Below are 12,707 nucleotides of genomic sequence, written 5' to 3' on the forward strand. Positions count from 1 at the left end.
GGAGTGAGGCAATGAAGAAACTATTCCTTTCAACGGCTCTGGCGACTGCTCTGACGGGTCTGGTGGCAATGCAGGCGATGGCACCGGCACAGGCGCAAGAGCCGAAATCCGGCGGCAATATGATCGTGACCTATAAGGATGATGTGGCAACACTCGATCCGGCGATCGGCTATGATTGGCAGAACTGGTCGATGATTAAATCGGTCTTTGACGGCTTGATGGATTATAAGCCGGGCACCACAGAGCTGCGTCCGGGTCTGGCCGAAAGCTATGAGATTTCAGAAGACGGCAAGGCCTATACATTCAAATTGCGTAAAGGCGTGAAATTCCACAACGGCCGCGAATTCACCGCAGATGATGTGCTCTATTCCCTGAACCGTGTTGTTAATCCGGCAACCCAGTCCCCGGGGCAGGGCTTCTTCTCGATGATCGAAGGCTATGATGATGCCGCTGCCGGTAAAGCCGCGACACTTTCCGGTGTCAGTGCCACGGATGCCAATACGGTTGTGATTAAGCTTTCACGTCCGGATGCAACTTTCCTGCATATTATGGCGCTGAATTTCTCTTTCATCGTACCGAAGGAAGCTGTGGAGGCTGCGGGCGCGGATTTTGGTAAAAAACCTGTCGGCACCGGTGCTTTCAAGCTGACTGAATGGACACTCGGCCAGCGTCTCGTTTTTGAGAAAAATGCTGATTACTGGATTTCCGGCGTTCCTTATCTCGACAGTTTCACCGTGGAAGTCGGGCAGGAGCCGGTTGTAGCCCTGCTGCGCGCGCAGAAAGGCGAAATCGATATTCCGGGCGACGGCATTCCGCCGGCAAAATTTGTCGAAGTGATGAAAGATCCTGAACAGTCCAAGAATGTTGTCGAAGGCGGCCAGCTCCACACCGGTTATGTCACGATGAATGTGACCAAAGCACCTTTTGACAAGGTGGAAGTGCGCCGCGCCGTCAATATGGCGATCAATAAAGACCGTATCATTCAGGTGATTAACGGCCGTGCGGTGCCTGCCACCCAGCCGCTTCCACCGTCAATGCCGGGTTACACAAAAGACTATAAAGGCTATGTCTATGATCAGGCCGCGGCCAAGAAACTGCTGGCCGATGCAGGCTATGCGGATGGTTTCGAGACTGAACTCTATGTCATGAACACCGATCCGAACCCACGTATTGCGCAGGCAATCCAGCAGGATCTGAAAGCAATCGGCATCAAGGCCGGTATTAAATCGCTGGCGCAGGCCAATGTGATTGAAGCAGGCGGTGCGGGCAATGCTCCGATGATCTGGTCCGGCGGTATGGCATGGATTGCCGATTTCCCTGATCCGGCGAATTTCTACGGCCCGATCCTTGGTTGTGCCGGTGCGGTAGAGGGCGGCTGGAACTGGTCGAAATATTGCAGTGAAGATCTCGACAAGAAGGCTGCGGAGGCAGATTCCATTGTCGATCCTGCAAAGGCTGATGAGCGTCTGGCCAAATGGTCGGAAATCTACACCAAGGTGATGGAAGATGCGCCATGGGCACCGGTTTTCAACGAACAGCGCTTCACGCTGAAGTCAGCGCGTATGGGCGGTGACGATGCGCTTTATGTTGATCCGGTGTCGATACCGGTCATTTACGATTACGTGTATATCAAGGAGTAAGCAGGCATGTGCAAGCACTGCAACCACACGATCCACGCCCGTCAGCATCATTTCGGCTGGGATAACAGCTTTGCGCCTGTTCTGACTGCCGCTCCGGGTGAAACGATCCTGTTTCAGTGCCTTGACAGTTCAGGGGGCCAGCTTGGCCCCCAGTCCACTGTTGAGGATGTTCAGGCGCTGGATTTTGGTCAGATTAATCCTGTTTCGGGCCCGATCTTTGTCGACGGCGCAAAAGCGGGTGATGTGCTGAAGGTGACGATTGAAAGCTTCACGCCGCAGCTGCGGGACGGTGCAGGCTTCGGCTGGACAGCGAATATTCCGGGCTTCGGCCTGCTGACGGACCAGTTCCCTAATCCTGCTTTGCATGTGTGGAAATTTGATGCCACGAGCATGGAGCCTGCCTTGTTCGGCAAGAACGGTCGCGTACCGCTCAAGCCTTTTGCAGGGACAATCGGCAATGCACTGGCGGAAAAAGGTCATCACAGTGTGGTGCCGCCACGCCGTGTCGGCGGTAATCTTGATATCCGTGATCTGGCCGCGGGCACGACACTCTATCTGCCGGTTGAAGTGGATGGTGCATTATTCTCGGTCGGCGATACCCATGCCGCACAGGGCGACGGAGAAGTCTGCGGCACGGCGATTGAAAGTCCGTTCGATGTTGTGCTGACGCTTGACCTTATTAAAAATCAGCCGCTGAAAACCCCGCGCTTCATCACGCCGGGGCCTGTAACCCGTCATCTCGATGCTAAGGGTTATGAAGTCACCACAGGTATTGGCCCTGATCTCTGGGCTGCCGCGCGTGATGCCGTGGCCAATATGGTCGATCTTCTGGCCACCACACAGAAGATGGATCCGGTTGATGCTTATATGCTGGTTTCGACCTGCGGTGATCTGCGTATCTCCGAGATCGTGGATATGCCGAATGTTGTCGTCAGCTTCTACTTTCCGAGGGCAGTATTCGAATGAGTGTAGCGATGCTTTCTCCCGTTGCTGATCCTGCGGCTGATATTGTTTTGTCGGTACGGGATTTGCAGGTTTCCGCCCGTACTGAAGACGGGTTGATGCCGCTTGTTCAGGGGCTCAGTTTCGATCTGCATCGGGGTGAGACTCTGGCAATTGCGGGGGAAAGCGGTTCAGGCAAGTCGATTACCTCGCTTGCCTGTATGGGGCTGCTGCCGCAGCCTCAGGTACGGGTAACCGGCGGCTCCATTCACTTTGGTGATCTGGAGCTGACCGGTCTGCCTGAAAAGAAAATGCAGCAAGTACGCGGTGCGCGTATTGCCATGATCTTTCAGGAGCCGATGACGGCGCTTAATCCGGTGATGACTATCGGACGCCAGCTGACAGAAGCAATCCGTGCGCATGAACCGCTCTCAGTTGCGCAAGCGCGTGCCCGTGCACTGGAAGCTGTCCGCGCGGTGCGACTGTCGCAGCCGGAAAAACGGCTGGAACAATATCCGCACGAATTATCCGGCGGTATGCGCCAGCGTGTGATGATTGCCATGGCTATTGCGCTGCGACCGGCTTTGCTGATTGCTGACGAGCCGACCACAGCACTTGATGTGACGGTTCAGCGGGAAGTGCTGGATCTGCTGCGTGATTTACAGAAAGAACTGGGCACAGCTGTTATTCTGATTACCCATGATATGGGCGTGGTCGCAGAAATGGCCGACCGCGTTATTGTTATGCGCAAAGGGAAAATGGTTGAAACCGCAAGCACGGTTGATCTGTTTGATGCGCCCAAAGAACAATATACCAAGGATTTGCTGGCGGCGGTGCCGCGTATCGGTGCCGGTGCCAAGCGCCCTCTGCATGAGGGACGTGAGGTTCTGGTGCGCTATGATGATGTATCGGTAAAATTTGCAATCCGGCAAGGTCTGCTCGGGCGCGTGGCAGCCAATGTTCATGCGGTTGAACATGTGTCTCTGGATATTTATCGCGGGGAAACGCTGTCTCTGGTCGGTGAATCCGGTTGCGGTAAATCCACTATGGCAAAGGCACTGGTCGGACTTGTGCAACATAGCGGCCGGATTGATGTCGGCGGGCAGGCTCTGAGCGAACTCGATTATAAAGGGCGCAAAGCCATGCGCCGCGAGTTGCAGATCGTGTTTCAGGATCCGATGGCAGCGCTTGATGCGCGGATGACAATTGGTGAGCTTATTCGCGAACCTCTGGTTATTCATAATATTGGCACAGCTGCGGAACAAAAAGCACGGGTCTGCGAATTATTGGAGCGCGTGGAGCTTTCTGCTGCAGTCTATGACCGTTATCCGCATCAGTTTTCCGGCGGGCAGCGCCAGCGCATCTGTATTGCCCGTGCACTGGCACTGAAACCGAAACTCATTGTCTGCGATGAAAGTGTCGCCGCGCTTGATGTGTCTATTCAGGCAAGAGTTCTGGAATTGCTGCGTGATCTGCAGAAAGAAACCGGCGTTACCTATTTATTTATCAGTCACGATATGGCGGTTGTTGAGAATATTTCCGACCGTGTGGCGGTGATGTATCTGGGGCAGATTGTGGAAATGGGAACGCGCGCGCAGCTGTTCAGCAATCCGCAGCATCCCTATACAAAGCGCCTGCTCTCTGCGGTGCCGGTACCTGATCCGCGCCGTCAGCGTGGTGAAAGCCTGCGGCTCACCGGTGAAATTCCAAGCCCTGTCTGGAAAGCCGGTCAGCAGCCTGAGCGCGTGAAACTCGTGGATATCGGCGGGGGACATCTCGTCGCCGGCTAGAGCATTTCACAGTCAAGTTGGATCAACTTGACTTCTTGATTATGTCAAGTTGGATCAGCTTGACGCCCGTGATAATGCGATCAAATAAAGCATCCAGAGCAAGCACTATGATCCAATCTGGACGTAAACCGCTCTAGCATGTGTTCTTTCAGATCAACATGCTAGCCGGACTATTTATTTTTTACTAGATTGCTTTACGCAAGTCCCATTCATCGCCCCATTGCTGCACAAAATGGCCGGAGCTGACTTCCTGCATAATCCGCACCGGTGGCTGATAATCAACCGGACGCACAGGGCTTTTCAGCTCGCCGACATGGAGTTTTGCCTTGGTGCCGCGCGTTGCAGGATCAGGCACCGGTACGGCAGAGAGCAGGCGTTTGGTATAAGGATGCTGCGGATTACCGAAGATATCCGCGCGGCTGCCGATCTCGACAATTTCGCCTAAATACATTACGGCCACGCGATGGCTGATACGCTCAACCACAGCCATATCATGGGAAACAAACAGGAAGGCCAGACCAAGCTTTTCCTGCAATTCCAGCATCAGATTAACCACCTGCGCCTTGATAGAAACATCCAGTGCGGACACGGCCTCATCAGCAATAATCAATTGCGGATCGAGAGCTAATGTACGGGCAATACAGATGCGTTGGCGCTGCCCGCCGGAAAATTCGTGCGGATAGCGGTCATAAGTTGCGGGATTAATACCGACCTGTTCCAGCAGTTCACGGGCTTTTTGCCGTGCCTGCGCAGCACCGGCAATGCCATGCACAATCATCGGTTCGGCAACCGCTTCACCGATTTTCATGCGCGGGTTCAGACTTGCAAACGGGTCCTGAAAGATCAGTTGTATCTGGCGGCGTGTGTCACGGAACTCCGCCTGACTGATGTTGAGAATATCGCGGCCGTTCAGCAGGACTTCGCCGGATGTCGGCTCAGTAAGCCGGATAATTGCACGGCCGGTGGTGGATTTTCCGCAACCGGATTCCCCCACCAGAGACAGCGTTTCACCCGCCGCAATTGAGAAGGAAACATTCTCAACCGCATGAACCCGTCCGGCAGGTTTACGGAAAAGACCGTTTGGCAGGTCAAAATATTTGCGCAGATTGCGCACTTCAAGCACGGTTGGCGGCTGAGCAGCTTTGCTCTCTGTTATAGTATCAGGTTCTGAGACAGGCTGTTCAACCGGCAGGCCGGTTGTGCGGTCAATTTCAGGGAATTTCAGCGGAGCGCTTTCCCCTTTCATGGAACCGAGTTTCGGTACGGCAGACAGCAGAGCGCGGGTATAAGGATGTTCCGGCTGTGCAAAAATGACCTCTGTGTTGCCGCTTTCAACAATATTGCCATGCAGCATCACGATGGTACGGTCGGCAATCTCTGCCACCACACCCATATCATGGGTGATGAACAGCACGGCCATGCCTTCTTCTTTTTGCAGGTCTTTGATGAGATCAAGAATCTGCGCCTGAATGGTCACATCCAATGCGGTCGTCGGCTCGTCGGCAATCAGCAGTTTCGGCTTGCAGGCGAGTGCCATGGCAATCATCACACGCTGACGCATGCCGCCGGACAGACGGTGCGGATAATCTTTCGCCCGTGTGGCGGCAGATGGTATCCGTACACGCTCCATCAGATGCACAGCCTCGGCTTCAGCCTGTTCACGGCTCATGCCGCGATGGGTCATCAGCACTTCGGCAAGCTGGAAGCCGATGGTCAGGCTCGGATTGAGCGAGGTCATCGGTTCCTGAAAAATCATTGCGATTTCATTACCGCGAATATGACGGATTGCGCTGTCATTCATCTGCGTCAGCGAGGCATCGTTAAAACGGATCGTACCTTCAATCCGGCTGTTGAGCGGCGGCAGCAAACGCATCAGGGAAAGCGCAGTCACACTTTTGCCGGAGCCGGACTCCCCGACAATAGCAAGCGTTTCGCCGGCTTTAATCTCAAAGGAAATACCATGCACGACCGGTGCCCAGTGGCCACCGGTAGAGAAAGAGATTTTCAGATCTTTTACAGAAAGAAGTGTTTCTTGCATGACTCAATCTTTCTATCAATAAATGACGCTTATCAAAAAACGCAGGCAGATCAGCAACAGAAAGACACCGAAAGCGACTTCCAGTTTTCGTTTTGAAAGACTATGCGCCAGCTTTACGCCGACGGGGGCTGCGAGAATACTTGTCGGAATAACCAGAAAAAATCCGAGCAGGGAGACATAGCCGAGTGCAAGCGGCGGCTGCAAAGCGGCAACATCCGGAAATTGGGCGGCACGCGGCCAGCCTGCATAAATATAGCCAAGCGCACCCGGTATGGAAATCAGGATGCCCAAGCCCGAAGATGTGGCAACAGCCTGATGGATCGGCCGGTTATAAAAGGTCATGAACAGGTTGGAGAGCTGTCCGCCGCCGATCCCCATCAGTGAGGACAATACGCCGATAATCAACCCGCAAAACCGGATGGCCAGTTTGCCCGGCAACTGATCGGCGAGTTTCCAGCTGTCTTTGCCGAACAGCAGCCGGATTGCCGAAACACCGGCAACCACGATGAAGACGAATTTAAAAAGCTCTGCCGGTGCATAACGGGCAATCACACTCCCTGCAATCACACCCGCAACGACCGGTACAGCCCATGCTTTCAGTAGACTTGTATCCACCGCTCCGCGTGCCAGATGGGCGCGGTAGGAGCGGATGGATGTCGGGATGATGATGGCAAGCGATGTGCCGATACTCAGCGGCATCAGCACATCTTCCGGCACACCCAGATAGCGGAACAGCTCATACAGTACCGGAACCGCCACAGTACCGCCGCCGACACCGAACAGACCTGCGAGCAGGCCGGTGACGCCACCGGCAATCAGCATGCTCAGGGCAAGCCACAGCAGTTCCTGAAATTCAATACCCATTATCACTGCATCAATTCCCCGTTTTAGCGCCCGATTGCATAGGCTTGCATCAGGCGTGGTGTGGCGGCTGCCCGCAACAGCCCGTTGCTCTCACGTTCGGCTGCGGTCAGTCGCCCGACTGTCCACTCATCAACGATTTCCAGATCATGACCGCGTATTTTCAGATCATTAATCACAGCCTCACCAATAGACTTTTCGATCACAAGCCGTCCCGGAATGGCTTCACGCGGATAGAAGGATGACGGGAAATGCATGGTGTGGAACAGCGGCAGATCAATACCCTCCTGCAGGTTCAGCCCGTGATGGACGCGGCGCAGGAACAGGATAAGCTGCCATTGATCCTGCTGGTCACCACCCGGCGTACCGAAGACAAGTCGTGGTTTGCCCTCATAGCTGGCCAGTGACGGTGTGAGCGTGGTGCGTGGGCGCTTGCGCGGCGCAAGGCTGGTCGGCAGATCCGGCTCCAGCCAGAACATCTGTGCACGGGTATTGAGCTGGAAGCCGAGTTCCGGAATAACCGGAGATGATTGCAGCCAGCCGCCGGACGGGGTGGCGGAAACCATATTGCCCCAGCGGTCGATCACATCCACATGTACGGTGTCACCGCGTTTCTCGGTGCGCAGATGTGCCATGGTCGGCTCACCGGCACCCGGTGCCACATTGCCGTTGGTCTCGGCATAGCGGAACTGTGCTACGCTGCGGGCATGTTGGGTTTCAAAACCTGCGATCATACCGGCGCGCAGCTCATGAGAAGCCGCAGAGCCGATGAGTTTACGCCGCTGTGCATTATAGTCTTCCGAAAGCAGCTGTTTCATCGGCACATCTGCAAAATCAGGATCACCGTAATAGATTTCGCGGTCGGCATAGGCCAGTTTCATGGCCTCTGTTACGGTATGAATGAAATCCGCACTGTCCGGCCCCATAGCGCCTATATCGCTGTTTTTCAGCAAAGCAAGGCTTTGTAGCAGGGCAGGCCCCTGACCCCAAGGGCCGGTCTTGGAAACCGTCCAGCCGTGATAATCATAGCTCAGCGGGGTTTCATAAGTGGCACTCCAGCGCGCCATATCATCAGCGGTCAGAATGCCTTTATGACGTTTGCCACTGGTATCCATCGCCTCAGTATTCCGGCAAAAATCTTCAATCGCCTGCGCAACAAAGCCGCGATAAAAACCGTCACGTGCATGATCGATAATCTCTTCGCGGCTGCCGCCTTTGGCTTCAGATTCATCGACCAGACGCTGATAGGTCTTTGCCAGCGCTTCATTGACAAATAGCTCATGCGCCTGAGGCAGATTACCGTTGCGTGCCCACGTGGCATAGGATGTCGGCCATTCTTTTTTAAAGAACTCAGCCTGATCGCGGATTGTATTGGCAACGCGTGGCAGCATCGGATGGCCGGTGCGGGCATAATAGATTGCCGGTTCCATTGCATCACGCAGGCTCATGCTGCCATGATCGCGCAGCATCAGCATCCATGCATCAAATGCCCCCGGAACCACGGCTGCGAGCAGGCCGGAACCCGGAACCAGATCCAGCCCTTCCTGTTTGTAACGCTCGATCGTGGCTGCATCCGGTGTCACGCCCTGACCGCACAGCACTTCGGTTTTACCGGTTTTGGCGGAGTGGAAAATAATCGGCACTTCACCGGCAGGGCCGACGAGATGCGGTTCGACAACCTGCAAGACAAAGCCTGCGGCCACGGCCGCATCAAAAGCATTGCCGCCACGCTCCAGCAGCGCCATACCGGCGGCCGAAGCCAGCCAGTGGGTGGAAGTAATAACACCGAAAGTACCGAGAATTTCAGGACGGGTTGTAAACATACTCATGGTTATGTTCCTGTAAGCTATTAATATTCGCGCGGATCAATGGCGTCGCGCAGACCATCGCCAAGCAGATTGAAACCCAGAACCACGAGAAAGATTGCGGCTCCCGGCCATACGGACATCCATGGCGCTTGTGAGATGAAGTTTTTTGCAGTGTTGAGCATTGAGCCCCATGACGGGTTCGGCGGCTGCTGGCCAAGACCGAGAAAGGACAGGCTGGCTTCGGCAATAATGGCTGCCGCAATGGTCAGCGTTGCCTGAACGATGATCGGCGACATGGCATTCGGCAGAATATAGCGCAGGATAATGCGCGGATGACGCAGACCCAGAACCTGAGCGGCTTCGATATATTCCTCATTGCGGATGGAAAGCACCTGACCACGGGTAAGACGGGCAAAAACCGGTGCTGCGGAAAGGCCGATGGCGATCATCGCATTGGTAAGGCTGGCACCAAGAAAGGCAGCCAGGGCAATTGCCATAATCAGAAATGGTATGGCGAGCATGGCATCAATCAGGCGGGAGATAATACTGTCTGCCCAGCCGCCGAAATAGCCTGCGATAATCCCGAAAGGCACGCCGACAATCATCGCGATACATACCGAGACAACGCCCGCCATCAGCGAGGTACGTGCGCCATAGGCCATGCGGGAAAACAGGTCGCGTCCCAGTTCGTCTGTCCCCAGCCAATGCAGGGCAGAAGGCGGTTTGCGAATAGCGGTGAAGCTTGTCTGCAACGGATCATAACCGGCAATCAGCGGTGCCAGAATGGCCAGCAGAGCAAAAAAGCCGACCAATATTGCACCGAGAACCGCTGCTCTGTTGGAGAGAAATTTTTGCAAAGTGCGGTTGCGGGATTTTTTTGCCGGAATTGCGAGCGCACTCATGTTGCATCCCTCAGTCTCGGATTGACGATAATGTAGAGAATGTCGGCAAGGAGATTCATCAGAATGAAACCGACAGCGGTACACAGCACAACGCCCTGCACAACGGCATAGTCACGGGTGAAGACCGCATCCACGATCAGTTTGCCGAAACCCGGAATAGTGAAAATCTGTTCGGTCAGCACTGCACCGGCCAGCAATTCGCCAAAAAGCAGAGTTGTCAGGGTAATGATCGGTACAAGAGCATTGCGCAGCGCATGGCGCAGAATAACCGTCTTTTCATTCAGCCCCTTGGCGCGTGCCGTGCGCACATAGTCCGAGCGCAATACACCGAGCATGGCCGAACGCGTATGGCGCATTAATACGCCGGCAAGGCCGGTGCCGAGCACAAAAGCCGGCATAATCATGGTGCGGATATTCTGTCCCAGATTTTCAAACGGTGATGTATAGCCGGATGAAGGCAGCAACTGCCATTGTACGGAAACAAACAGAATGAGCAGAATGCCGAGCCAGAAATTCGGGATTGATAAACCGGACAGCGCGGCAATATTGATCGAATAATCGGTCAATGTGCCTTTGCGTACAGCAGAAATGATCCCTGCAGGCACGCCGATCAGCAGCGCAACGAACATCGCAAAAGCCGCGAGTTGCAAAGTCACCGGCAATTTCTGCAAGATCAGTTCCAGCACCGGTTTTTCCGTGCGGATGGATACGCCGAAATCGCCGGTCATGATGCGGCCGAGCCAGCTCAGATATTGCGTGATAACCGGATCATTCAGCCGGTATTTTTCCTGAAGATAGGCAATCGTCTGCGGATCACGGTCTTCACCGGCCAGTGCCAAGATCGGATCGCCCGGCAGCAGTTTCTGCATGCCGAACACAATAACCGATACCAGAAACAGGGTCGGGATCACCACAAGACAACGCCGGATAATTAATTCAAACATAGAATGAGTTCCATTCGCATGAAAACAGAACAGCAGGCAGCGGGATGGAAGTGACAGAATTTAATCCGCCTGTTCCTTCCCGCTGAGCCGTTTCAGCTCCTTCTTTCGAAAGGTGTTTTCAAAAAGAAGGAGACGGCTTGCTTATTTTTCCAGTGTCACGCCTTTCAGGCGGATCATGCCGTCCGGATGTGCAGTAAAGCCTTTCAGATTTGCGCGGGTGGCAAATGTCCATGGCTGATAATAGAGATAGACGATCGGCAGTTCGTCTTGCAGGATTTCCTGTGCCTGATCGTAGAGTGCCTTGCGCTGTGCCTGATCTTTGATACTGCGGGCTTCTTCCAGCAGGGCATCAACTTTTTCACTGCAAAAACCGGCATCGTTGAGGCTGCCTTTACAGGTATCAAACTGATGGATATTGCCATCCGGATCAGCACGGCCTGACCAACCACTCTGGCCGACATCAAAAGACTTCTCTTTTAATGCGGATTGCAGGGCAGCAAATTCAGTCGGACGCAGAGAGATATCAAAACCTGCCTCGGATGACATGGCCTGTATCAGCTCATAGACCTGCTGGGACGTTGTGGAATTGCCGAAAGCCAGCTCAAAACTGACCCGTTCATGACCGGCTTCCTTAAGCAGCTGTTTGGCTTTTTCAACGTCGCGGGTCACAGTTTCATATTTCGGGTTATAGGCAAAGCTTGATGGCGGGAAAGCCTGATAAGCGGGCTGGAATACGCCCTGACCGACCACTTCATTAATCGCATTACGATCGAGGGAAAGCTCAAAAGCCTGACGGATGCGTTTGTCATGGCCGATCGGGAAACTGTCTTTGTCGCCCTTGGTCATATTGAAAGTCAGAGCCTGATAGCCGATACCTGTGACCGGCAGGAAAGCGAGATTGCTGTCGGCTTTAGCGGCTTCAATATCTGAAGAGGCAAGACGCTCGATCATGTCGAAATCACCGGAGCGCAGATTGGCAAAGCGCACGGTTGAATCCTGAATCGGCAGATAGGTTACCTTGTCAAAATGATAATTGGCGGCGTCCCAGTAATCAGCGAATTTCTCCAGAATTATCCGGTCATTCTGTACGCGGCTGGTAAATTTATACGGGCCTGAACAGACAGGATTTTGGGCAAACTCACCACCGGCAAAAGCCTTTGGCGACAGGATCATACCCGCGCGGTCGGAAAGCTGGGACAGCAGTGCCGCATCATGTCTGGTGAGGTGAATATCGAGCGTGGTATCATCCACAACCTCAATCTTATCAATCGCTGCGACTTCACTTTTACGCAGGGATTCCGGCAGTGTTTTTGCCCGTTCCAGATTGGCTTTTACATCGGCAGCAGTGATGGCCGAGCCGTCATGGAATTTCCCGTCATCACGCAGTTTGATATGCAGTGTTTTACCGTCTTCAGACCAGCTCCACTCTTTGGCGAGTTGCGGCTGAATTTCCAGCTTGTCATTAATATCAAACAGCTTGTCGCATAAGGACGTGAAAACGATACGACCGACAAATGTACGCGCACGATGCGGGTCAAGCACATCGGGATCATCCTGCAGGCCGATGCGTAAATCAGCGGCCAGTGCCGGTAATGTTAGAGCAATTGCGGCTGCGGACAGCGCCGCAGTTTTGAGAGCAGTTCTATAAACAGATTTCATTCTCCACCCCTTATTTTGTTCTGCTGATAGCCAGATTGTTCTGTGGTCTGCACTTGAATGGTCGGAACGGGCTCCTCCTCCTGAGCTAAATCCGTTCTTCCCTTTGCATGCGGCTTTCATCCG

9 protein-coding genes are annotated in these 12,707 nt (G+C 54.0%); 3 read left to right on the forward strand and 6 right to left on the reverse strand.

Going from position 1 to position 12,707, the window contains the following annotated elements:
* The first annotated feature begins 11 nt into the window (after positions 1–11).
* The 3 genes from LDL70_RS17520 to LDL70_RS17530 are packed head-to-tail and all read left to right on the forward strand — an operon-like array spanning position 12 to position 4,372.
* Positions 12–1,640 (forward strand): ABC transporter substrate-binding protein, encoded by a 1,629-nt coding sequence (locus LDL70_RS17520; RefSeq protein WP_225688728.1) that lies wholly within the window; start codon positions 12–14, stop codon positions 1,638–1,640.
* Positions 1,641–1,646: 6 nt separating this feature from the next.
* Complete coding sequence (locus tag LDL70_RS17525; RefSeq protein WP_225688730.1) at positions 1,647–2,606, forward strand: acetamidase/formamidase family protein; 960 nt, start codon at positions 1,647–1,649, stop codon at positions 2,604–2,606.
* Complete coding sequence (locus LDL70_RS17530; RefSeq protein WP_225688732.1) at positions 2,603–4,372, forward strand: ABC transporter ATP-binding protein; 1,770 nt, start codon at positions 2,603–2,605, stop codon at positions 4,370–4,372. Before LDL70_RS17525 ends, LDL70_RS17530 begins: the two co-directional genes overlap by 4 nt.
* Before the next feature lie 184 nt (positions 4,373–4,556).
* Here the strand turns inward: LDL70_RS17530 and LDL70_RS17535 are convergent, their stop codons facing one another.
* The 6 genes from LDL70_RS17535 to LDL70_RS17560 all read right to left on the reverse strand — a co-directional run bounded on the left by LDL70_RS17535 (position 4,557) and on the right by LDL70_RS17560 (position 12,584).
* Positions 4,557–6,410, reverse strand: coding sequence for an ABC transporter ATP-binding protein (locus LDL70_RS17535; RefSeq protein WP_225688734.1), 1,854 nt, complete (start codon positions 6,408–6,410; stop codon positions 4,557–4,559).
* Between the two features lie 15 nt (positions 6,411–6,425).
* A complete protein-coding gene (locus LDL70_RS17540; protein ID WP_075656595.1) occupies positions 6,426–7,280 on the reverse strand; it encodes a sulfite exporter TauE/SafE family protein in 855 nt (284 codons plus the stop codon).
* Between the two features lie 17 nt (positions 7,281–7,297).
* Complete coding sequence (locus LDL70_RS17545) at positions 7,298–9,100, reverse strand: gamma-glutamyltransferase family protein (RefSeq protein WP_225688736.1); 1,803 nt, start codon at positions 9,098–9,100, stop codon at positions 7,298–7,300.
* 20 nt (positions 9,101–9,120) lie between these two features.
* Positions 9,121–9,981, reverse strand: a complete 861-nt coding sequence (gene nikC, locus LDL70_RS17550; RefSeq protein ID WP_022712037.1) for a nickel transporter permease — start codon at positions 9,979–9,981, stop codon at positions 9,121–9,123.
* Entirely contained in the window at positions 9,978–10,925 is a 948-nt protein-coding gene (locus LDL70_RS17555) for an ABC transporter permease (protein ID WP_075656602.1), read from the reverse strand. The genes nikC and LDL70_RS17555 overlap by 4 nt, the downstream gene beginning before the upstream one ends.
* Positions 10,926–11,066: 141 nt before the next feature.
* Complete coding sequence (locus LDL70_RS17560) at positions 11,067–12,584, reverse strand: ABC transporter substrate-binding protein (RefSeq protein ID WP_225688738.1); 1,518 nt, start codon at positions 12,582–12,584, stop codon at positions 11,067–11,069.
* Between the last annotated feature and the right edge of the window lie 123 nt (positions 12,585–12,707).

The organism is Pseudochrobactrum sp. XF203 (assembly GCF_020341615.1).
GTDB classification, from domain to species: Bacteria; Pseudomonadota; Alphaproteobacteria; order Rhizobiales; family Rhizobiaceae; genus Pseudochrobactrum; species Pseudochrobactrum saccharolyticum.